Origin of the sequence: Streptomyces sp. NPDC001270 (genome assembly GCF_042896695.1) — a bacterium.
Lineage (GTDB): Bacteria > Actinomycetota > Actinomycetes > Streptomycetales > Streptomycetaceae > Streptomyces.
Genome location: NZ_JBIAXM010000003.1, coordinates 342,493 through 365,250, shown reverse-complemented (window position 1 = coordinate 365,250; position 22,758 = coordinate 342,493). Strand labels below are relative to the sequence as shown.

The following is a 22,758-nucleotide window of genomic DNA, read 5'->3' as shown; positions in this document are numbered from 1 at the left end:
CGGTCTCCTCCTGCCTGCTCGGGCTCACGACGGCCGCCTGGGCGGGACGTCCGGCCGGCGGGCGGCGGCGTCCACCACATCGTGACCCGCCCCTTGGCCCCGGGCGACCGCAGATGCCCGCACGGCCCCCGTGCAGCGAGGGCGACCGCAACAGGCAGCATCGTCCGCCCCGCCCCGCCCCGCCCCGCCCCGCCTCGCCTCGCCCCGCCCCGCCCCGCCTCGCCCCGCTCCGCGGACCGGGGCGGCCGCGGCCGTTCGGACCGCCCCTCGGGCCGGGACCGCCGCGGGCGTCCGCATAGGCTGGCCGGATGCAGGACGAGTACCGCACCGTCCCCCTCGCGGGCGTGCACGAGACCGAGGTCAACCGCTCCCGCTTCCTGTGCGCGCTCGCCCCGGCCGCCACCGAGCAGGAGGCCCAGGAGTTCGTCGCCGCGGTCCGCACGGAGCACGCCGACGCCACCCACAACTGCTGGGCGTACGTCATCGGCGCCGACGCGTCCGTCCAGAAGGCGAGCGACGACGGCGAACCCGGCGGCACCGCGGGCGTCCCGATGCTCCAGATGCTGCTGCGCCGCGACATGCGGTACGTCGTCGCCGTCGTCACCCGCTACTACGGTGGCGTCAAGCTGGGCGCGGGCGGCCTCATCAGGGCGTACGGCGGGGCCGTCGGCGAGGCCCTGGACGCGCTGGGTACCGTCACCCGGCGCCGGTTCCGGCTGGCCACGGTGACCGTCGACCACCAGCGCGCCGGCAAGGTGCAGAACGACCTGCGCGCGACCGGCCGCACGGTGCGCGACGTCCACTACGCGGAGGCGGTCACCATCGAGATCGGCCTGCCGGACGCGGACGTGGCCGCCTTCCGCGCCTGGCTGGCCGACATCACGGCCGGAACCGCCCGGTTCGAGACGGGCGGGGAGTCCTACGGGGACGCGTGACATCCATGATCTTCGCGGCCAATCGGGCATAACGGGCCGCTGGTGCACGGCTGGTGACGACCCAATACGGGAGTAACCGCCGGTGATGTCGGACCCGGCCGTTAGTCTCGGGGATCATGAGACTCCTGCACACCTCCGACTGGCACCTCGGCCGGGCGTTCCACCGGGTGGACATGCTCGGCGCCCAGGCCGAGTTCATCGGACACCTCGTCGCCACCGTGCGCGAGCACGGGGTGGACGCGGTGGTCGTGGCGGGAGACGTGTACGACCGGGCGGTGCCCCCGCTCGCCGCGGTCGAACTGTTCGACGACGCGCTGCACCGGCTCGCGGACCTCGGCGTGCCCACGGTGATGATCTCCGGCAACCACGACTCGGCCCGCCGGCTCGGGGTCGGCGCCGGACTCCTCGACCGCGCGGGCGTCCACCTGCGCACCGACCCGGCCGGCTGCGGCACCCCGGTCGTGCTCGCCGACACCTTCGGGGACGTCGCCTTCTACGGCCTGCCCTACCTGGAACCCGCCCTGGTGAAGGACGCGTTCGGGGTGGACCGCGCGGGCCACGAGAGCGTGCTCGGCGCCGCCATGGACCGGGTGCGCACCGACCTCGCCGCCCGGCCGTCCGGCACTCGCTCCGTCGTCCTCGCGCACGCCTTCGTCACCGGCGGCGAGGCCAGCGACAGCGAACGGGACATCACCGTCGGCGGGGTGGCCGCCGTCCCGGCCGGAGTCTTCGACGGCGTCGACTATGTGGCGCTCGGCCATCTCCACGGCTGCCAGACCCTCACCCCGCGGGTGCGCTACTCGGGCTCCCCGCTGGCCTACTCCTTCTCCGAGGCCGCCCACCGCAAGAGCATGTGGCTGGTCGACCTCGGCGCCGACGGCTCGGTGGCCGCCGAGCGGGTCGACTGCCCGGTGCCGCGACCGCTGGCCCGGATCCGGGGCACACTGGAGGACCTGCTCGCCGACCCGAGCCTCACCGCCTGCGAGGCCGCCTGGGTCGAGGCCACGCTCACCGACCCGGTGCGCCCCGCCGACCCCATGGCCCGGCTCACCGTCCGCTTCCCGCACACGCTCAGCCTCGTCTTCGCCCCGGACCGGACCCCGGACGACGTCGACACGACGTACGCCGGCCGCCTCGTCGGCCGTGGCGACCAGCAGATCGCCCAGGACTTCGTGGCCCATGTGCGCGGCGCGGCACCCGACGAGCGGGAGCGGGCCGTGCTGCGGGACGCGTTCGACGCGGTGCGCGCCGAGGAGGCCCTGCGGGCGGACGGGGCGCGCGCGGACGCGATCCGCGAGGACGTGACGGTGCGCGAGGACGAGACGGCGTGCGAGGACACGATGGTGCGCGAGGTGGCGCGATGAGACTGCACCGGCTGGACGTCACCGCCTTCGGCCCGTTCGGCGGCTCCCAGAGTGTCGACTTCGACGAACTGTCCGCCGCCGGCCTCTTCCTGCTGCACGGACCGACCGGCGCCGGCAAGACCTCCGTCCTGGACGCCGTGTGCTACGCGCTGTACGGCTCCGTGCCGGGCGCCCGGCAGAGCGGTCAGGGCCTCTCCTTGCGCAGCGACCACGCCGACCCCGGCACCCGCACCGAGGTCCGGCTCGAACTGACCGTCGCCGGACGGCGGTTGCAGGTCACCCGGCAACCGCCCTGGGAGCGGCCCAAGAAGCGCGGGTCGGGCACCACGCTCGACAAGGCCCAGACCTGGCTGCGCGGCTACGACCCGGTGGCGAGTGCCTGGCGGGACCTCAGCCGTTCGCACCAGGAGATCGGCGAGGAGATCACCCAACTGCTCGGCATGAGCCGGGAACAGTTCTGCCAGGTCGTCCTGTTGCCGCAGGGCGACTTCGCCCGCTTTTTGCGCGCCGACGCCGAGGCCCGGGGGCGGCTGCTGGGCCGCCTCTTCGACACCCGGCGCTTCGCCGACGTCGAGAAACGCCTCGCCGACCGGCGCCGGGCCACCGAGGCCCGGGTGCGCGAGGGCGACGCGGTGCTCCTCGCCGACGCGCACCGCATGCAGCAGGAGGCGGGCGAGGCCATGGAACTGCCGGAACTCGCCCCCGGCGAGCCGGGCCTGGCCGCGGCCGTCCTGGGCGCCGCCGCCGTCGCGCGCAGCACCGCCCGCGAACGGCTCACCGTCGCCCACAGCCGGCTCACCGCGGCCGAGTCCGCCCATGCCACCGCCGACCGCGCCCTGGCCGACGCACGCGAACTCGCCAGACTCCAGGACAGGTTCGCCGAGGCCCGACGGCGCGCCGCGGTCCTGGAGGAGCGGGCCGCCGCCCACCGCGAGGTACAGATCCGCATGGAGCGGGGCCGCAAGGCGGAGACCGTGGCGCCTGCCCTGGAACTGCGGGAGGCCGCGGAGGCCGAGCACCGGCGGGCCGCCGCCGTCGAGGCCCGGGCGCGCGGGCGGCTGCCGGAGACCTTCGCGGACGCCGGCGCCACCGGGCTCGCCGCCGCCGCGCGCCGGGCCGCCGAGGAACTGGGCGGGCTGGAGTCGGCCCGCCGCGCCGAGCGGCGGCTCGCCGACCTCGTCGCCGAGCGCGCCGGCCTGGACCGGCAGGAACGGGCCGACGAGGACGTCCTGCGGGACACCGGGAGCTGGCTGGCCGGCTGGGACACCGCCCGCGCCGGACTCCAGGCCCGGCTGGAGTCCGCCCAGGAAGCGGCCACCCGCGCCGAACAGCTCGCCGTGCAGCGCGAACCGGCCGGGCGCCGGCTCGACGCGGCCCGGCTGCGCGACCAGTTGGCGGGGGACACGGAAGCGGCCCAGGAACAGGTGCTCGCCTCCCGGACGGCCGCCCTGGCGGCCCGCGCCCACTGGCTCGACCTCAAGGAACAGCGGCTGAACGGCATCGCCGCGGAACTCGCCGCGCACCTCACCGACGGCGAACCGTGCGCCGTCTGCGGCGCCACCGAACACCCTGCGCCCGCCCGCAGAGCCGTCGGGCACGTCGACCGCGAGGCGGAGGAGCGCGCGCTCGCGGCCCACCGGAGCGCCGACGAACAGCGCGCCGAGGACGAACGCCGACTGGGCCTCGTACGGGAGGCGCTGGCCGCCGCGACCGCCGAGGCCGGCGACACCCCGACGGAACGACTCGCCGCCGAGGCGGACGAGCTGGAGCGGGCGTACGAGCGGGCCCGGCGGGACGCGTCCGGGCTGCACGCGGCCCGCGAGGAGCTGCGGCGCGCCGAGCAGGAGCGTGAGCGCCGCCTGGCCGACCGGCAGCAGGCCGAGGTCAGGACCGCCTCCCGGCTCACCCGGCGGGACACCCTCGACCGGGAACGCGCCGTCCTGGAGGCGGAGTTGACGCAGGCCCGGGGCGCCGCCGCCAGCGTGACGGCCCGCGCCGGGCAACTGGAGCGGCAGGCGGCGCTGCTCACCGAAGCCGCCGACGCCACCCGCGCCGCCGAGGACGGCGCCCGGCGGCTCAAGGACGCCGACGCCCGGCTGGCCGACGCCGCCTACCGGGCGGGCTTCGACACCCCGCGGGCCGCCGCTGCCGCCCTGCTCGACGACGCGGCCCACCGCGAACTCCAACGCCGCCTGGACGCCCGGCAGTCGGAGGAGGCCGCCGTGCGCGCGATCCTCGCCGAACCGGACACGGCCGCCGCCGCCCAGCGACCGCCCGCCGACCTCGAAGCGGCCGAGCGGGCTGCGGCCGGGGCGGCCGGGCGGCTGCGCGAGGCCGCGTCCGCACGTGACGCGGCGGCCCGCTGCTGCACCGAACTCGACCGGCTCTCCGCCCGCGCCACCGACGGCGTACGCGGGCTCGCCCCGCTGCGCGAGGAGTACGACCGGGTGGCCCGGCTCGCCGCCCTCACCGCCGGCACCTCCGCCGACAACGAGCGCCGGATGCGCCTGGAGTCGTACGTGCTGGCGGCCCGCCTGGAGCAGGTCGCCGCGGCCGCGACGGTACGGCTGCTGAGGATGTCCTCCGGCCGCTACACCCTGGTCCACTCGGACGACCGCACCGGGCGCGGCCGCAGCGGGCTCGGCCTGCACGTCGTCGACGCCTGGACCGGCCGCGAGCGGGACACGGCGACCCTGTCCGGCGGTGAGACGTTCTTCGCCTCCCTCGCGCTGGCCCTCGGCCTCGCGGACGTCGTCACCGACGAGGCGGGCGGCGTCGGGCTGGACACCCTCTTCATCGACGAGGGTTTCGGCAGCCTCGACGACCAGACCCTGGACGAGGTCCTGGACGTGCTTGACTCCCTGCGCGAACGGGACCGCAGCGTCGGCATCGTGAGCCATGTCGCCGATCTGCGCCGCCGTGTCCACGCCCAGCTGGAGGTGGTGAAGGGCAGATCGGGTTCGGTGCTGCGGCAGCGGGAGGCCGGATGACCGGCCGAACCCTGTCGGCCGGCCCGGCCGGCCTGGCGGGTCAGCGGGCCGGCGGACGGACGAAGGCAGGTCAGTGAATCGACTTGATCGCTTTCCGTGTAGGTTCTGCCCATGGCGCGATACGCGGATCCAGGGACGGTGGAGTGGGTGGAGTCGGGCGGCGGCCCGCTGATCGTGGTACCCGAGGCGGTGCTGCCGTTCTGGGCCGGGGCCGACGGCGAGGATCTCGCCACGGACTACGACCGGGCGTGCGAGGTCGACGGGTACGTCGGTCTGCTCCCGGTCGGGGACAGCGCGGCCCTCGTGCTCGGCGACGAACCGGCCTCCACCTCGTTCCTGCCGGACCACGGCATCTTCGTACGGTGGAGCGCCGCGGGCTCCGAGGAGGAACTGCTCGCGGGTGTGCCCGCCGCGCTGGACGGGGCCGTGTGGCAGAACGAGGTCAGCTGGCAGGTGCCCGGCCCGGTCGTCCTGTTCGACTCGGCCTGGCCCGGCACCGCGACCGACCGCACCGAACACCTGCGCGTGCCGCTGGAGCCGGGCCGGTACACGGTGCGCGCGGCGCACGCCCAGCCGGGGCCGGAGACCTGGCTCGGCCTGGTGCAGCTCCGCCGGCTGCCGGACTGAACGGGTGGCCCGCCGGCCGGGCGGTGCCGCGACGCAGCCGTGCGCACCACCGGCCGGGCGGGCCTGAGCGCGGGCGTGCCCCGGGTCGGCCCAGGGCGCCGGCCCCGAACCGTGGTCGCCATCCGTCCCGAACAGGGAGCCGAACCGTGGTCGGGACCCGTCCCGAACCGGGACCCGTCCCGAACCGGGATCCGTCCCGTGCCGGGAGCCGGCCCGCGCCCTCCTGGTCAGAGCGCGGACAGCTCGTCCACCAGGTCGTCCAGACCCAGCGAGCCCTGGGACAGGGCCGCCATATGCCAGACCCTGAGGTCGAAGGCGTCGCCGTGCCGCTTGCGCGCGTTCTCCCGGCCCAGCAGCCAGGCCCGCTCGCCGAGCTTGTAGCCGATCGCCTGACCCGGAATGGTCAGATAGCGGGTCAGCTCGCTCTCCACGAAGTCGGCCGGCCGGCTGCTGTGCGCGCCGAAGAACTCCTCGGCCAGCTCCGGCGTCCACCGCTCACCCGGGTGGAACGGCGAGTCCGCCGGGATCTCCAGCTCCAGGTGCATGCCGATGTCGACGATCACCCGGGCGGCGCGCATCATCTGCGCGTCCAGGTAGCCGAGGCGGTGCTCCGGGTCGGTCAGATAGCCCAGCTCGTCCATGAGGCGCTCGGCGTACAGCGCCCAGCCCTCCGCGTTGGCGCTGACCCCGCCGAGCGTCGCCTGGTACCGGGAGAGGTTCTCGGCCACGTGCGCCCACTGCGCGAGCTGGAGGTGATGGCCCGGCACGCCCTCGTGGTACCAGGTCGACACCAGGTCGTACTCCGGGAACCGGGTCTGCCCCATGGTCGGCAGCCAGGTACGGCCGGGACGCGAGAAATCCTCCGACGGGGCCGTGTAGTACGGCGCCGCCGCACCGCCGGGCGGGGCGATACGGGCCTCCACCTTCCGCACCCGCTCGGCGAGTTCGAAGTGCGTGCCGTCCAGCTCCTCGATCGCCCGGTCCATCAGGCCCTGCAGCCAGACGCGCACCTCCTCGACGCCCTCGATGTGCGCGCCGTGCTCGTCGAGGTGGGCGAGCGCCACCCACGGCGTCTCGGCACCGGGCAGGATCCTCTCCGCCTCCTGCCGCATCTCGCCCAGGATGCGGTGGTACTCGGCCCAGCCGTACGCGTACGCCTCGTCCAGGTCCAGGTCCGTGCCGTTGAAGTAGCGCGACCAGCGTGCGTACCGCTCACGGCCCACGGTGTTCGGGGTGCCCTCGACGGCCGGCGCGTACACGTCCCGCATCCAGTCGCGCAGCCCGACGACGGCCGCGGTCGCCGCGCGGGCCGCCTCGTCCAGTTCGGCCCGCAGCGCCTCGGGTCCGGCCGAGGCGAAGTCCTCGAACCAGCCGCGCCCCTTGCCGTCCAGGTCCGACCACTCGGTCAGCTGCTCGATGAAGGTGGCGGTCGGGCGCGGCGCCGCGTACAGCTTCCGCTCCAGGCCGAGCGCCAGCGACTCGTGGTAGCCCGCGAGCGCGGCCGGAACCGCGCGCAGCCGCTCGGCGACCGCCGCCCAGTCCTCCTCCGTCTGGGTGGGCGTCACGGTGAACACGTCGCGCACGGCGTGTCCCGGCGTGTGCATGTTGCCGACCGCGCGCAGGTGCTCGTCGGCGTCGTGCACCGCGAGTTCGGCGGTGAGCCGCTCGCGCAGCAGACGCGCGCAGCGGCGTTCCACGGCGCTGTCCGCCCCGGGCCGCCGCTCGGCCTCGGCGAGTGCGCTGAGGGTGTTCCGCGCCAGCTCCGCCAGGGCCTCCTGGCCCGCGGGCGAGAAGTCAGGCAGCCGGCTCGAACTCTCCTTCACACCGAGGTAGGTACCGGTGACCGGGTCCAGGGCGACGAACGCGTCGACGTAGGCGTCGGCCACCTCACGGGGCAGCGGGCTCTTGGTTTCAGACATGCTGTCCATCCTGATACGGCGACGATGTCCGCGTCACCCTGTACGAGGTGATCTTCACCCCGATTCAGCTCAGGGCGTGCCGGATCGGCGGCGGGTGGGACGGGACGCCCCGCGCGGCGCTCAGTCCCGGTCGGCCGGCCCGCCGAACCGCTCCGGCAGGCAGTCGTACGGCGGGCGCGAGACGACCGGGGTGGCGTCCAGGCGGGCCGTGACGACCAGCGTGCCGGCCTCGACCTGGTGGTCGAGGGGCAGACCGAGGCCGCGCATCGCGGCGAGCATGCCGGTGTTGGACGTCTGCGTCACGGCGTACACGCTGTCGCAGCCCGCCTCGACGGCCAGCGCCACCAGGCGGCCGAGGAGCTTGCCGCCGATGCCGCGTCGCTGCCACTCGTCCTCGACGAGCAGCGCGACCTCCGTCTCGTCGCCGTCCCACAGCAGATGGCCGAGAGCGACGAGGCGGCCCGACGCGGTCCGCACGGCCAGCGTCCGCCCGAAGCGCGGGCTGAGCAGATGGTCGAGGTAGCGGTCCGCGTCCCGGACCGGACCGTGGTAGCGAAGGCCGAGCGTCCGTGCCGAGCAGCGCGCGTGCATCGCCTTCGCCGCCTCCAGGTCGCCCGTGTCGGCCCGGCAGACGGTGATCGCGGTGTCCTCCGCCGGAGTCAGCAGGTCCTGGCTGTCCGGGATCCGCGGGCCGAGCCGCGCGTCCAGCTCCACCAGCGCCCGGGCCCGCGCGAACTCGGTCGGCGTGAACGGCAGATAGGGCCGCTCCACGGTGATCACTCCGCCCTCGGGCGCCGGCAGCCGTATCACCGTGTCCTCCAGCGCCGCCTCGGCCGGCTCCGCCGCTTCCGGGTCGCTGTGGGGCGCCGCGGCGGGCAGCGAGCGCACGGTGCAGCGGCCCAGCAACTGCCGGAGTGCCAGCGGGAGTTCCGCCGCGTCCTGGGCGGTGCGTGCGGCGAGGCCGAGGACCCGGGTCGGCGCGTCCACGAGATCGTGCGCGTCGGCCCGCTCGATCCAGGTGTGCGCACCTCCGGCCAGTGAGACCGCCCGGGTGATCTCGGCTGCCGCGAGGCCGGCCGGGGAACGCAGCAGGAACTCGTCCACCGTGCCCTCGGCCAGTGGATGCGTCTGCAGGCTCAGGATGTCGATCCTGCGGCCCGCGAGGGCGGCGCAGAGCGCGGCCAGTGAGCCCGGCTCGTCCCGAACCGTCGTCCGCATCCGCCACAGCGCGCTCGCCCCGCCCCCGGCGGCGGGTGTCGCTCCGGTCTCCTCGGCCGGCCCGGTCTGCCGCGCCTCGGCGGGCGGCCGGGCGCCGGTATGGCTCGCCGGAGGGGCGTGTCCATGGCGCCGCGCCCACCAGGTGTGGAACGCCGCCGTGGCGATCAGGGCGGCGGCGGCGATCACCAGCAGCGCCGGGCCGTCGGGCCCGTGCCCGACCAGGTTGGCCACCACGTCCGCCACGGCGACGGCCGTGAAGAGGGCGGCGAGTTCGACGACGTCCCGTCGCCAGTGGTGCACGGCGCGTCCGCGCTTCGCACCCGTCACATCCGACATGTCTCCAGTCATGCACCCACAGTGAAGGAGTGGTGTTGCGTGATCACGAACGGTCTGTGACTGATAGGTAAAGCATGTTTCTGTCCCTTTTGCTGCTTTTTGATCATCCTTTTGGTTGCCGTGGAGCTCTCCCGTGACGGCGTCCCTGCACGCCCCTGCATGCCCCGGCGGGTCGCCGGCCCGGTCGTCCACCCGCCCGGCCCCGCACCACCGCCGTCCGCCCGTCCCGCACCGCCGCGCCGCGGGCCGACGGTGGTATGCGATCGCCCGCCGCCGCAAACGGCCTGAAAAGGTGTCAGGCAGCGGCCTGAGGAGACGTCAGGGAGCGAGGGCGGAGCCCCGTGAGCCGTCGCCGTCACTCGGCGAAAACGATTCTCCGGACGGTGAGTTGGGGGAGGGGGGCGGCCCGTGCCGCGCACCGGGGGATGACGCCGGTGCGCGGCACGCCTCCGAGGGTACGGGAGTCGGCCGCCCGGTGGGTTCCGCCGCGCCTACTGGCCGACGAGGCCCGGCTGCAGCCGCTGGGTGAACAGCACCGTGCCGTCCTGTTCGTGCAGACGCACCGTCAGTTCCCCGCTGTCGCCGTCGATGTCGACCTGGCCGAAGAACTGGTAGCCGCCGGCGGGGGAGACGTTCGACTCGGTCGGCGCCTTCACGAACACCCGCTCCGGACCGAAGGTCGCGTCGAGCGCGCTGGCCGGGAAGGCGCCCGCGTTGAGCGGACCGGAGACGAACTCCCAGAACGGCTCGAAGTCGGTGAAGGCGGCCCGCGACGGCTGGTAGTGCTGGGCCGAGGTGTGGTGCACGTCGGCGGTCAGCCACACCGTCCCGGTGATCCGCCGGTGCTTGATGTACCGCAGCAGCTCGGCGATCTGCAGCTCACGTCCCAGCGGAGCGCCCGGGTCGCCCTGCGCCACCGCCTCGATGTTCGGCCGGCTCTCGGTCGCGTCCGGCACGACCAGGCCGAGCGGCATGTCGGAGGCGATCACCTTCCACACCGCGCGCGACCGGGACAGCTCCCGCTTGAGCCACTCCAGCTGCTCGCGGCCGAGGATGCCCCGCGGATCGACGCTCTGGTCGTCAGGGGAGTTGGCGTTGCGGTAGGTCCGCATGTCCAGGACGAACACGTCGAGCAGCGGACCGTACCGCACCACCCGGTGGACGCGGCCCTCCTCGGCGCCCGGCCGCAGGGTCGGGACCGGGAAGTACTCGCTGAAGGCCCGCCGGGCGCGCGCCGCCAGCACGTCGACGCTCTTCTCGGTGTACCGGGCGTCCGAGTCGGTGATCACCTGACCCGGGTACCAGTTGTTGCGCACCTCGTGGTCGTCCCACTGGATGATCGACGGGACCTGCGCGTTGAACCCTTTCAGGTGCTCGTCCAGCAGGTTGTAGCGGAAGTTGCCGCGGAACTCCGCCAGCGTCTCGGCGACCTTGGACTTCTCCTCGGTGGTGATGTTCCGCCAGGTCCGCCCGTCCGGCAGGGCCTGGGTGGCGGTGATCGGGCCGTCGGCGTAGATGTTGTCGCCGCTGCACAGGAAGAAGTCCGGGTCGAGCCTCGCCATGGCGTCGTAGATCCGGTAGCCGCCGAGGTCGGGGTTGATGCCCCAGCCCTGGCCCGCCAGGTCCCCCGACCACAGGAAGCGCACGCCGTCGCGCCTGCGCCCCGACCCGACACGGTACGGAACGTGCCGGTCACCGGCTCGCCGGTGCGCCGCGGGTCGTCCGGGTCGGCGAGCAGCACGCGGTAGTGGATCTGCTCGCCGGAGGGCAGTCCGCGCAGCGCGGTGGTGCCGGTGAAGTCGGTGTCCTGGCCGAGCAGCGGGCCGTACCATCTGCGCGGGTTGCGGAACGACTCGGTGGCCGAGGTCTCCACGACCATCCGGGCCGGCCGGTCCGAGCGCACCCACACCAGGCCGGAGTCGGAGGTCACGTCACCGACCTGCACCCCCCAGCCCGCCTTCGGACGTCCCGACAGGGCGAACGCCGGCGCCGCACCGGCGCCGACGGGAAGGGCCAGGGCCGCCGACGCGGCGAGCGATCCGCGCAGGACGCCGCGGCGGCCGGGAGAGTGACGGTGCGACATGAATGCGCCTCCGGGGTCGGGAACCGGTCAGTCTGCCGTGCCACAACTACTGGTGCGCCGCAGCCGGCACGGAAACCGCAGGTGAACAACTGGCCCGGCGGGCAAGGGAATCGGAGGGCGCTTCCCCGACCCCGACCCCGGCCCCGGCCGCGTCGACCGCTCGGCGTGCCGGTCAGCGGCTGCCGTCGAGGATCACCCGTGCGACGAGCGCCGGGTCGTCGTTCATCGGGCAGTGTCCGCAACCGGGCAGTCGCACCAGCCGGGCCCGGGGGATGATCTGCTTGGCGCGGATCCCCTGCCGGCGTACGAGCATCCGGTCCCGGGTGCCCCAGGCGACCGTGACCGGGAGGCCCGCGAGTTCGTCGGTGAACCGGACGGCGGTACCGGCCCGCAGGGTCGCGTCGAAGCCGGTGGCCCGGGCCAGCGCCAGGGTCTCGGCGACCACGGCCTGCGGTGGACGGCCGGCGGGCCGGGCGTAGATGGTACTGGTCAGCGCCGTCCGGCCGGTCGGCGTCCGGGCCAGCCGCTCGACCAGCGGAGGTGGCAGCTGCCGGGAGATCCGCCGCATCGCGATCAGGACACCGAAGGCGTAGCGCCGTTCGGCCGGTGTCCAGAACCCGGCGGGGGAGAGCGCGGTGACGGACCGTACGAGCTTCTCGCGGCCCAGTTCGAGGGCGAGCAGACCGCCGAGCGAGTTCCCGGCCACGTGCGGGCGGTCCAGCTCCAGGGCCTCGAACAGGGCGCCGAGCACGGTATTGGTCGTCGGCAGGTCGTAGGCGAGGCCGTCCGGCAGAGCCGGGGACGCGCCGAACCCGGGCAGATCCACGGCGATCACGTCGCGTTCGGCGGCGAGGACGTCCACCACCGGGTCCCATGCCTGCCGGTGGTGGCCGATGCCGTGCAGCAGGACCAGCGGTTCGCCCCGCCCCACGCGCGCGTAGGAGACGGTGACGTTCCGGGGGCCGTACGGAGTGGGGACCTCGAAGGAGGCGGTCGCGGACACGGGGTGCTCCTCCTCTGGGACGGCTGCGGACGCCGTAGACAGCTTGTCAGCAATTGCTACCGCCGGGTAGCCCCCGACTCCCGCGTGTCCCGCGTGTTCCGCCGCCGGACCGGCGCGCCGCCCCGGCCGTGTCCACCGCCGGGTCAGCCGCGGTCCGTCCGCCGCGGGCATCTCGTCGCTCGTCGCCGTTGTCCATCGCCGTTGTTCGTTCCCGTCGCGTGACGCTCGTCGTCGCTCGTCCGGCCGCCGCCTTCCCGCCCCGGTTCGCCGCCTGGACATCGCAGGACGGGTCGGATGGGATGGAGCGGTGACCGTGGAGACCCCGACCGATGTCTTCGAAGCGCACCGTCCCGTCCTCATGGGCGTCGCCTATCGCATGCTCGGACGCGTGGCCGACGCGGAGGACGTGGTCCAGGACGCCTGGCTGCGCTGGTCCGGAGCCGACCACGCCCAGGTGCGCGAGCCGCGCGCCTATCTGGTGCGCGTCACCACCCGGCTGGCCATCGACCGGCTGCGGCAGATCCGGGCCCGCGGTGAGGCGTACGTCGGCCCCTGGCTCCCGGAGCCGTACGTCACCGACTTCGCGGACACCGTCCCGGACGGCGCCGAGCGCGCGGTGCTCGCCGACTCCGTCTCCTTCGCGGTACTCGTCGTCCTGGAGTCACTGTCACCGCTGGAGCGCGCCGTGTTCGTCCTCCGGGAGGCGTTCGGCTGTCCGTACGCCGAGATCGCGGCCGTGCTCGACCGCGGTGAGGCGGCGGTGCGCCAGCTCGCCGGGCGGGCCCGTCGGCACGTCGAGGAGCGGCGGCCGCGCTACACGGTCGATCCGGCCGAGCGGCGCGACCTGACGGAGCGGTTCCTCGCCGCCGCGGCCGGCGGCGACCTGGCGGCGTTGCTGTCCCTGCTCGCCCCGGACGTGCGCCTGGTGGGCGACAGCGGGGGCAAGGCGAAGGCGCCGGTGCGGATCCTGGAGACGGCGGACAAGGTGGGCCGCTTCCTCGTCGCGGTCGTCGGCGACAAGGAGACGCGGCTGTCCGTACGCTTCCTGGAGGTCAACGGCGGCTTCTCGGTGCTGGCCCTCAGCGACGGCCGCCCCGACTCCGTCCTGCAACTGGACGTCGCCGACGGCCTCGTCCGCACGGTGTACGTCGTCCGCAACCCCGACAAGCTGCGGTTCCTGACGGCCCGCTGATCCGTTCCGCCCTCCGTCCTCCGCCTTCTGCCCTCGCCCTCCGTCCGGAGTCCGTCGTGTGCCGCCCGCGCGGTACGACGGGGGCTTTGCCCGCACGTAACGAAGACGGCTCCGCGCGAACGGTTCGTGAACGCTCCACTGCGGACGGTCATTCTTTGGCCCGAGCGTTCGAGGATTGGTCTTGACCAAGGGTGGAGCGCCGCCTTATCGTCACCGATAAGTGCAACAACCTTTAATAAACAAGGCGCTAAAACGCCGCCGGACCACGGCGATCGCGGAGGACAGGGTGGGGACTACGCAGCTGGAATCGGTGCCGGAACCGAAGTACTGGCATCTCAGGACCGTACTCAGCGAGGCATTGGACTCGGAGTTCTCGGTCGGTGAGATCCTGCCCAACGAGCGGGACCTCGCCGCCCGCTTCGGCGTGGCCCGCGCCACGCTCCGCCAGGCCCTCGAACAGCTCGAACTGGAAGGCCGGCTACAGCGCCGCCGCGGTGTCGGCACGACCGTCGCGCCGCCGCGCCTCGGCGTGGCCGTCGGCACCGAGCAGCACGCCTGGCCGGGCGCCGCCGCCGACGCCTGGCAGCCCGCCGAATGCACGCGGGCGGTGCCGCCCGCGAGTGTCGTCGCGGCCCTGGAGACCGCCTCCGGCGAGCCCGCGCACGTCGTGCGCCGCACCCTGGTGTCCCGCGGTCAGCCGGTGGCCTCCGAACTGCTCTACGTCCCCGACTCCTCGGTGCCCGACCTGCCGGCGATAGACGCCCCCTCCGGCCCCGCACGCGCGCGTGCGGTCCTGCGAGAGCTGCAGCGCCTGGACCTGGAGGGCCAGGACCGCGCCGTGGAACTCGGCTCGGCGCACGCGGACGACGCCAAGGAACTGGACCGGCTGCCCGGGGCGCCCGTCCTGGTCGTCACCACCCGCTTCTTCGCCGAGGGACGCACGGCCGCGCTCTCCGTCGCCCTGTACCGCGCGGACACCTGCCGGCTCACCTTCGCCGACTCCGGCGGGGTGGAGATCCACCACGGGCCCGAACGGCAGGCTTCGTAGCACCGTCCTCCGCCCCGCGCGCCCCGAGGCGGCGTACGGCGTTCCGCACCAGGTCGCAGCCCGGTGCCCCGGCCGGCCGTACGCCGACGGCGTGAGCGCCGTCGGTCAGCGCCGAGCCGTCGCCGTACCCTCCACCGCGAACAACTGCTCCTCCACATGGTCGAGGGCGAGCCGCAGGGCCCCCATGGGCACGGCCGCCTCGCCGAGGAGGGAAAGGGCGACCCGGGGCGGGCGCAGACAGAAACGCGCGAGTTCCTGGCGCAGCGGTTCGAGGACACCGTCCAGGCCGGCCGCCCAGCCACCGATCACGACCAGCTCCGGATCGAGCGCCAGGGCGAGCGCCGCCACGTCGTGCACGAGCCGCTGACTGAACCGTTCGACAGCGGCCTGCGCCTGCTCGTCGCCCTTGCGGGCCAGCGCGAACACCTCGGCGACCGCCTGTTCGTCCAGCGGGGGCAGCGGCTGGTCCGTGGTGGACAGCAGGGTCTCCGGGGTCGCCTCCCGGCCCAGCAGATGCAGCGCGCCGATCTCCCCGGCCGCCCCGCTGTGGCCCCGGTGCAGCCGCCCGCCGATCAGCGCTCCGGCGCCCGGGCTCAGTCCGGCCAGCACGAACACCACGTCGTCCGATTCGGTCGCCACGCCCTTCCAGTGCTCGGCCACCGCGGCGGCGTTCGCGTCGTTCTCCACCAGCACCGGGCACTTGAAGGAACGGCTGAGCCGCTCACCGAGCCGCAGGCCCGTCCACTGGGGCAGCGCCGTACCGAGCCGTACGGTGCCGTCGGTCTCGACGATCCCCGGTGTGCCGACCCCGACCGCCCACAGCGAGCTGCGCGCGACGCCGGCCCGCCTGAGCAACTCGGCGACAGCGCTCCGCAGCCGCTCCAGTCGCTCGTCGGCCGCGGCCGCCTCGGCCACCTCTCTGGCCTGCGCGCCCAGCACCCGCCCGTCCAGATCGGAGACCACCGCCGCGACCCGGTGCGCCCCGATCTCCAGGCCCAGCAGATGCCCGGCCTCGGCCCGGAACCGGAAGCGGCGCGCGGGGCGCCCCTGGCGCCGGGTGATGCCCTCCTCGGCCGCGGTCTCCACCACCAGACCGGTTTCGATGAGCCCTTCGACGACCCCCTCGACGGTCGGCCGGGACAACCCGGTCACCCGGGTGATCTCCGTGAGTGTCGCGAAGTCGGCCGCACGCATCGCGTGCAGCACCACCGCGGAATTGATCCTTCGCAGCAGCGAGGGATCGCCGCCGGTCAGCCGCCCCAACGTCCGTCCTCCCAGCTCGTGCGCGTGTTGGCCGGATCGTACTCGGCGCTGTGAACCCCCGGCGAGTGCCTGGCGCCGACTCCCTCCCGCCGCACGGGAGATGAGTCGGGAGAAGCCCGGGGAGATGCCACGGGATGAGGCACGGGCGAGGGCGCGGGTGTGAGCATGGTTGATCAGCCCGGAGCGACGAAGCCGGACTCGAAAGCCGCGATCACCGCCTGGGTGCGATCCCGTGCCCCCAGCTTCGTCAGGACGGCGCTGACGTGCGACTTGACCGTCTCCGTGCCGACGACGAGCCGGTCGGCGATCTCCGCGTTGGACAGCCCCCGGGCCATCAACCGCAGCACCTCGGCCTCCCGTTCGGTCAGCCGCGCCCGCTCCAGGACCGCTCGTGCGGCCCGGTTGCCGTGCCCGTCGTCGCCGTAACGGGCCGCGAGCTGCCGCACCGAGGCGGGGAACAACAGCGATTCGCCCTCCGCGACCAGCCGTACGGCATGGACGATCTCGGCGGGCCGGGCCCGCTTCAGCAGGAACCCGTCGGCACCCGCCCGCAGCGCGTCGTACACGTACTCGTCGTTCTCGAACGTGGTGACCACCAGGATCTTCGGCGGCTCGGCCACCGTGCGCAGCACCGCGCGCGTCGCCTCGATGCCGTCCATGAGCGGCATCCGGACGTCCATGGCGACCACGTCGGGGCGTAGTTGACGCACCAGGGGGATCACCGCGGCGCCGTCGGCCGCCTCGCCGACCACCTCGATGTCCGGTTGCGCGGCGAGCACCGCCCGCAGACCGGCACGGACCAGGGGTTCGTCGTCTACGAGGAGAACGGTGACCGGCATCCGCCAAGCGTATGCGCTCCGCTGGGGGCGGGGTGGGGTTGTTTGGTTGTGTGCGGGGGGTGGGTGGTTGATTGCGCAGTTCCCCGCGCTCCTGTGTGGGTGGTGTGGGGTTGTTTGGTTGGGGGTGGCTGGTGCGGAGTTCCCGCGTCCCGGTTCGGTGGTGGTCGGGTCAGTGCAGGGGTAGGTCCACGCGTACCTGCCAGTCGCCCGCGTCCGGGCCGGTCCGTGCGCTGCCTCCGAGGAGGGTCGCGCGCTCGCGTATGCCGCGCAGGCCGCTGCCCCGGGCGGGACCGGCCACCCCGCCCGGCAGCGGATTGCGTACTTCCAGGGCGAGGGCACCGGCCGCCACCGTGACACGGACCAGGACCGGCACGGCCCCCGCGTGCCGCAGCACATTGGTCAGTGCCTCCTGGAGGATGCGGTAGCCCTCCCGTGACACCGGCCCCGGAACCGTCTCCAGCGGGCCGGTCGTCTCGGCGTCGACCTTGGCCCCGGAGGCGCGCGCCGACTCCAGGAGGCGGTCGGCGTCGGCCAGTGTGGGGCGGCTGGCCGCCGGCCGCTGCGACTCGCGCAGCACGCCCAGCACCCGCTCCAAGTCCTCCAGGGCGGTCCGGCCCGTCTCCTCGATGGCACCCAGGGCGCGGTCGGTGAACTCCGGATCGCCCGCGGCCCGCGCCGCGCCCGCCTGCACCACCGCGACCGTCAGCGCGTGTCCGATGGAGTCGTGCAGCTCGCGCGCGATACGGGTGCGCTCCAGAAGCTGTTCGGTCCGCTCCTCCAGGGCGGCCAGGCGCTCCACCGCCGACGGGCCCAGCATCCGGCGTGCGGCGGCGGTGACCAGCTCGCCGAGGCCCACCACCAGCCCGTACAGGGCGAGCAGGGGGAGCGGGGCGAGCAGTGCGTAGGCCCAGTGCGGTTGCAGGTGGTCCAGCACCGGGGCGGCCGGGGCGGTCCGGCCGAGAGCCAGCCGGACCAGATCGTAGGTCAGCGCCGGCAGCCAGACGGTGCCGAACACGGCGGGCACGGCGAGCACCATCCGTGCCTCCAGCCAGAGCACGGTGCGCATCCTGTCCCGCCAGGTCGCCGCCGGCGTCACCGAGATGCCGGGCTCCTCCTCGCCGGGCGTCAGCAGCAGCCGCGCCTGCACCCCCTCCCCGGTCCGCACCGCCCCGATCAGCCCCACCGGGAGCAGCGCCACCGCGGGCACCCACGGCGTCGACATGTCGATGAACAGCCAGACACTGACGATCAGCATGGGCACCCACAGGTGCAGCACGCGCGTGTACGTCCTCCCCCGCAGCAGCGGGCGCAGAAAACGGGCCATCCGCTCATAGTGGCAGGCGCCGCCGACAACGGACCTCCCCCGGGCGGGGGAGACGGTGCCCACCGGCGGGGGAGGACCGCAACCCCCGTGCCCGGCCAGGGTGGTGCCATGACCTGCATCGACGTACGAGAACTCAGCAAGACGTACGGCACCCGGCGGGCCGTGGACCACGTCACCTTCACCGTCCGGCCCGGCCGGGTGACCGGCTTCCTCGGCCCCAACGGCGCCGGGAAGTCCACCACCATGCGGCTCGTCCTGGGCCTGGACCGGCCGACCTCCGGGACCGCGACGGTCGGCGGCCGGCCCTACACCGGACTCCGCGAGCCGCTGCGCCAGGTGGGCGCACTGCTCGACGCGCAGGCCGCGCACGGCTCCCGCAGCGGACGTGACCATCTGCGCGCCCTGGCGGCGAGCAACCGCATTCCCGTGCGCCGGGCCGACGCGCTGCTGGAGGAGACGGGCCTCGCGGCCGTGGCGCGGCGCCGGGTGAAGACGTACTCCCTGGGCATGCGCCAACGGCTCGGCATCGCCGCCGCACTCCTCGGTGACCCCGAGGTCGTCCTCCTCGACGAGCCGTCGAACGGCCTCGACCCCGAAGGCATCGTGTGGATCCGTGAACTGCTGCGCCGGCTGGCGGCCCAGGGACGCACCGTCCTGGTCTCCAGCCACCTCATGAACGAGACCGCGGCCTTCGCCGACCACCTCGTCGTCCTCGGCCGCGGCCGTCTGCTCGCCGACACCCCGCTGCGGGAATTCGTCCACGCGCGCGTGCGACCCGGCGTACGGGTCCGTACGGCCGACGGCACGCCCCCCGCCGACCTGCTGGCCCGGCACGGCTACGACGCCGCCCCGGACCCCTCCGGCAGCTGGACCGTAGGCGACGCGCGCGTGGAGGACATCGGGCGCCTTATGGCGGACGCGGGTGTCCCTGTCCTCGAACTCGCCCCGATGGAGCCCACCTTGGAGGCGGCATATCTGGATCTGACGTCGGCCGAGACCGAGTTCGCCGCCCAGCCGCAGGAGGTCTGACCATGTCCTTCCAGCCCGCCCTCCACGCCGAGTGGATCAAGATCCGTACGCTGCGCTCGCTGGTCGGCAGCCTCGCCGCGGTGCTGCTCGTCACCGCCGCCCTCGCCCTGCTCGCCTCGACGGACGAGACCGGCACCGACTCCCTGTCCTCGATGTTCTTCGGCGTCTCCTTCGGCCAGATCGCGGCGACGGCGTTCGGCGCGACGGCCGTCTCGTCCGAGTTCCAGGGCGGCGCACTGCGCCTGACCCTGGCCGCGGTTCCCGACCGGCTGCGCTGGTTCGCCGCCAAGGCCACCGCGATCGCGGCCCCCGTCCTCGCCGTCGGGCTGGTCACCGGAGGGGTGACCTTCCTGGTCGGCCGTGCCGCCCTCGGGTCAGGACCGGACCGGCCGACCTGGTCCGAGGGGCTGCGCGCGGCGCTGGGCTGCGGCGTCTACCTGACGCTGATGGCGCTGTTCGCGGCCGGTCTCGCGGCGGTGCTGCGCAGCGGCGTGGCCACACTCGGCGTGCTGATCCCGCTGCTCCTGATCGTCTCCTTCGTGGTCGGCGATCTGTCCGGCGGCGTCGCCGACTTCCTGCCCGACCGGGCCGGCCAAGTGGTGCTGCACAGCGACTGGGACGGCACCCTCGGCCCGTGGACCGGCCTGGCGGTGACCGCACTGTGGTCGGCGGCGGCACTGCTCGCGGGAGCGTGGAGCGTGCACCGGCGGGACGCCTGACCCGCCACCGCCTGCCGGTGCGGACCCGGTTTCCTGGGCGGCCACGTCCGGACGGACCGGATCAGAGGATCGCCCCCGGGGTGTACCCGGCGGCCTGCGGGTGCTGCTCGACGATCTTCTCGATCCGGCCGGCCACCACGCCGACCTGGTCGGCCGCCGCACCCGTGAAGGACAGCTTGTCGGCCATCAGTGCCCGCAACTGCTCGCGGTCCAGCGGCAGTCGCTCATCGGCGGCCAGTTTGTCGAGCAGGTCGTTGCGTTCGGCGCCCTGCTCGCGCATGGCGAGCGCGGTGGCCACGGCGTTCTCCTTGATGGCCTCGTGCGCGACCTCGCGGCCCACCCCGGCCCGCACCGCACCCATCAGTACCTTCGTCGTGGCGAGGAACGGCAGGTAGCGGTCCAGCTCGCGGGCGACGACGGCGGGGAAGGCACCGAACTCGTCGAGCACCGTCAGGAAGGTCTCCAGCAGGCCGTCCAGTGCGAAGAAGGCGTCCGGCAGCGCGACCCGGCGTACCACCGAGCAGGACACGTCACCCTCGTTCCACTGGTCGCCGGCCAGCTCGCCGGTCATCGAGGCGTAGCCGCGCAGGATCACCATGAGGCCGTTGACCCGCTCGCAGGACCGGGTGTTCATCTTGTGCGGCATCGCGGACGAGCCGACCTGTCCCGGCTTGAAGCCCTCGGTGACCAGCTCGTGCCCCGCCATCAGCCGGATCGTCTTCGCCAGCGACGACGGCGCCGCCGCGAGCTGCACCAGCGCGGTCACCACCTCGTAGTCCAGCGAGCGCGGATAGACCTGACCGACGGAGGTGAAGGCGTGCGAGAAACCGAGGTGCCCGGCGATCCGGTCCTCCAGCTCGGCGAGCTTCGACGCGTCGCCGCCCAGCAGGTCCAGCATGTCCTGCGCGGTGCCGACCGGGCCCTTGATGCCGCGCAGCGGGTAGCGGCCGAGCAGCTCCTCGACCCGGCCGTGGGCGACCAGCAGTTCGTCGGCGGCGGTCGCGAAGCGCTTGCCCAGCGTGGTGGCCTGCGCGGCGACGTTGTGGGAGCGGCCCGCCATGACCAGTTCGGCGTACTCGCCGGCCAGCCTGCCCAGACGCGCCAGCACGGCCACCGCGCGGTCGCGCACCAGCTCCAGGGAGAGCCGGATCTGCAACTGTTCGACGTTCTCGGTCAGATCACGGGAGGTCATGCCCTTGTGCACGTGCTCATGCCCCGCGAGGTCGTTGAACTCCTCGATCCGGGCCTTCACATCGTGCCGCGTGATCTTCTCGCGCTCGGCGATGGAGACCAGGTCGACGGTGTCGAGAACCCGCTCGTAGTCGGCGATCGCCGCGTCCGGCACCTCGATCCCGAGGTCTTTCTGGGCCCTCAGCACGGCGAGCCAGAGCTGCCGCTCCAGCCTCACCTTCTGCTCGGGGGACCACAGCGTGGCCAGTTCGGCGGAGGCGTAGCGTCCGGCGAGGACGTTCGGGATGCGGGGCTTGGCGGGCGCGGAAGTCACGTGTACAGATTCTACTGGCGATTCCCGCAGGCCAGCGCCATGGGGGAGGTGGTGGAGGCTACGAGGGCCTGCGGGGCCGCCTGTGAACAGTGGCCGGTGTACCCCGTCGCCGTTTCATCAGGCACGCTCCGGCGGGCGGGCAGGCGGTAGTCAGGCAGGTCGTCCGTGTCCGCCAGCTCCGCCAGTACCTGCGCATGGCACAGCTCGGGCACGCACCAGCAGGCGAGGGTCCTGCCGCGCAGCTCGGGGACGAGTTCCAGCAGTTCGGGGTGTTCCAGGAGGTACGCCCGGTACATCGCCATGACCTCGGCCCGGGTGCCGTCCCGTCGCTTGGTCGCGGTGTGGTGGGCGAAGGGGTTGTACAAGGGATGCCGGGGCAGGTCCCAGCCGCCCAGGGTCCAGCGGCGGCCCACGTAGACGACGTCCGGCGGGGCGTCCTCCAGCCGGGGGCCGAAGTCGTGGATTTGGCCCCTGAGGTTGATGACCCCGGTGGTCATGGCGGCGGTGCCACGCCGCCGGGCTCCGCCCGGTTCTCGTACGGAAGCAGCTCGGGGCGTTTGGGCGGGCGGCCGTCGCCGGAGGAGCGGCCGGTCAGCCGGCGGCCTATCCACGGCAGCAGATGCTGCCGGGCGAACCGCACGTCCGCGGCGCGCCGGGTGTACCAGCCCGGCGGCAGGTCCGCGGGCGGCGGGACGTGCCATTCGGTGTCCTGCGCGGCGTAGCCGAGCCTCTGCCAGACGGCCTCCGCGACCCGGCGGTGCCCGTCGGCCGTCAGGTGCAGCCGGTCCGCGCCCCACAGCCGGGGGTCGGCCAGCGACGGCGCCCCATACAGATCCACGACCAGGGCGCCGTGCCGTCCGGCGAGGTCGTCGACGCAGGCGAACAACTGCTCCATGCGGGGCCGGAACCGCTCCAGGACCGGCCCGCGGCGGCCCGGGCTGCGCATGAGCACCAGCTGTTTGCAGGCCGGAGCGAGCCGTTCCACCGCCTCCGTCAGCAGCCCCTGCACCCGCCCCATGTCGCACTGGGGCCGCAGCGTGTCGTTGAGTCCGCCGACCAGCGTGATCACGTCGGCGTTCATCGCGGCCGCCACGTCCACCTGCTCCTCGACGATCTGCCCGATCAGCTTGCCGCGTACCGCGAGGTTGGCGTAGCGGAAGCCCGGGGTGCGGGCGGCCAGCCGCGCCGCGAGGACGTCCGCCCAGCCCCGGTAGGAGCCGTCCGGCAGCAGGTCCGACATGCCTTCGGTGAAGGAGTCGCCGACCGCGACCAGGCTGGAGTGCGTGGGATGTGAGGGGATCGTCTGCATGGCGAGTGCGATGCTATCCCGGCGTCCCGGGACCGTACCCACCGGTCGGTCCGGAC

At 73.9% G+C, this 22,758-nt stretch carries 15 protein-coding genes and 3 pseudogenes; 8 read left to right on the top strand and 10 right to left on the bottom strand.

The genetic code is table 11. The features are described 5' to 3' along the window. Positions 1-308 precede the first annotated feature (308 nt). From ACFY2B_RS07980 to ACFY2B_RS07965, 4 genes and pseudogenes are all read left to right on the top strand, one after another. Positions 309-935 (top strand): YigZ family protein, encoded by a 627-nt coding sequence (locus tag ACFY2B_RS07980; protein WP_390762283.1) that lies wholly within the window; start codon positions 309-311, stop codon positions 933-935. Between the two features lie 116 nt (positions 936-1,051). Next, positions 1,052-2,200: pseudogene (locus ACFY2B_RS07975) on the top strand (exonuclease SbcCD subunit D); the annotation flags it as partial. Positions 2,201-2,295: 95 nt separating this feature from the next. After that, on the top strand, positions 2,296-5,289 hold the full coding sequence (locus tag ACFY2B_RS07970) for an AAA family ATPase (protein ID WP_390762282.1): 2,994 nt from the start codon (positions 2,296-2,298) through the stop codon (positions 5,287-5,289). 111 nt (positions 5,290-5,400) lie between these two features. Further along, complete coding sequence (locus tag ACFY2B_RS07965) at positions 5,401-5,916, top strand: immunity 21 family protein (protein WP_390762281.1); 516 nt, start codon at positions 5,401-5,403, stop codon at positions 5,914-5,916. Between the two features lie 227 nt (positions 5,917-6,143). Here the strand turns inward: ACFY2B_RS07965 and ACFY2B_RS07960 are convergent, their stop codons facing one another. From ACFY2B_RS07960 to ACFY2B_RS07945, 4 genes and pseudogenes are all read right to left on the bottom strand, one after another. Next, positions 6,144-7,835: a DUF885 domain-containing protein gene (locus tag ACFY2B_RS07960; protein WP_390762280.1), complete on the bottom strand. Its 1,692-nt coding sequence runs from the start codon at positions 7,833-7,835 to the stop codon at positions 6,144-6,146. A gap of 120 nt (positions 7,836-7,955) precedes the next feature. Beyond that, positions 7,956-9,401: a GNAT family N-acetyltransferase gene (locus tag ACFY2B_RS07955; RefSeq protein WP_390762279.1), complete on the bottom strand. Its 1,446-nt coding sequence runs from the start codon at positions 9,399-9,401 to the stop codon at positions 7,956-7,958. A 479-nt stretch (positions 9,402-9,880) separates the two neighbouring features. Continuing rightward, positions 9,881-11,472, bottom strand: a pseudogene (locus tag ACFY2B_RS07950) (alkaline phosphatase D family protein). A gap of 172 nt (positions 11,473-11,644) precedes the next feature. Beyond that, positions 11,645-12,475, bottom strand: coding sequence for an alpha/beta fold hydrolase (locus tag ACFY2B_RS07945; RefSeq protein ID WP_390762278.1), 831 nt, complete (start codon positions 12,473-12,475; stop codon positions 11,645-11,647). Between the two features lie 307 nt (positions 12,476-12,782). Here ACFY2B_RS07945 and ACFY2B_RS07940 point away from each other — a divergent pair, with 307 nt between their 5' ends. Beyond that, on the top strand, positions 12,783-13,667 hold the full coding sequence (locus tag ACFY2B_RS07940; protein WP_390762277.1) for an RNA polymerase sigma-70 factor: 885 nt from the start codon (positions 12,783-12,785) through the stop codon (positions 13,665-13,667). Between the two features lie 286 nt (positions 13,668-13,953). Continuing rightward, a complete protein-coding gene (locus ACFY2B_RS07935; protein WP_390762276.1) occupies positions 13,954-14,715 on the top strand; it encodes a GntR family transcriptional regulator in 762 nt (253 codons plus the stop codon). A 105-nt stretch (positions 14,716-14,820) separates the two neighbouring features. Here the strand turns inward: ACFY2B_RS07935 and ACFY2B_RS07930 are convergent, their stop codons facing one another. The 3 genes from ACFY2B_RS07930 to ACFY2B_RS07920 form a co-directional block, all read right to left on the bottom strand. Then, complete coding sequence (locus ACFY2B_RS07930) at positions 14,821-15,978, bottom strand: ROK family transcriptional regulator (protein ID WP_390762275.1); 1,158 nt, start codon at positions 15,976-15,978, stop codon at positions 14,821-14,823. A gap of 173 nt (positions 15,979-16,151) precedes the next feature. After that, complete coding sequence (locus tag ACFY2B_RS07925) at positions 16,152-16,817, bottom strand: response regulator (RefSeq protein ID WP_390762274.1); 666 nt, start codon at positions 16,815-16,817, stop codon at positions 16,152-16,154. A gap of 169 nt (positions 16,818-16,986) precedes the next feature. Further along, positions 16,987-18,141, bottom strand: coding sequence for a sensor histidine kinase (locus tag ACFY2B_RS07920; RefSeq protein WP_390762273.1), 1,155 nt, complete (start codon positions 18,139-18,141; stop codon positions 16,987-16,989). Between the two features lie 108 nt (positions 18,142-18,249). Between ACFY2B_RS07920 and ACFY2B_RS07915 the strand changes: the two genes are divergently transcribed. Then, on the top strand, positions 18,250-19,170 hold the full coding sequence (locus ACFY2B_RS07915; protein ID WP_390762272.1) for an ABC transporter ATP-binding protein: 921 nt from the start codon (positions 18,250-18,252) through the stop codon (positions 19,168-19,170). Between the two features lie 2 nt (positions 19,171-19,172). Then, positions 19,173-19,889 (top strand): ABC transporter permease, encoded by a 717-nt coding sequence (locus ACFY2B_RS07910; protein WP_390762271.1) that lies wholly within the window; start codon positions 19,173-19,175, stop codon positions 19,887-19,889. A 61-nt stretch (positions 19,890-19,950) separates the two neighbouring features. Here ACFY2B_RS07910 and purB read toward each other — a convergent pair whose 3' ends face one another. From purB to ACFY2B_RS07895, 3 genes and pseudogenes are all read right to left on the bottom strand, one after another. Beyond that, a complete protein-coding gene (purB, locus tag ACFY2B_RS07905) occupies positions 19,951-21,393 on the bottom strand; it encodes an adenylosuccinate lyase (RefSeq protein WP_390762270.1) in 1,443 nt (480 codons plus the stop codon). A gap of 167 nt (positions 21,394-21,560) precedes the next feature. After that, positions 21,561-21,890, bottom strand: a pseudogene (locus ACFY2B_RS07900) (DUF4326 domain-containing protein); the annotation flags it as partial. Further along, on the bottom strand, positions 21,887-22,702 hold the full coding sequence (locus tag ACFY2B_RS07895) for an SGNH/GDSL hydrolase family protein (RefSeq protein ID WP_390762269.1): 816 nt from the start codon (positions 22,700-22,702) through the stop codon (positions 21,887-21,889). The gene ACFY2B_RS07895 and the pseudogene ACFY2B_RS07900, both read right to left, overlap by 4 nt. Positions 22,703-22,758 lie beyond the last annotated feature (56 nt).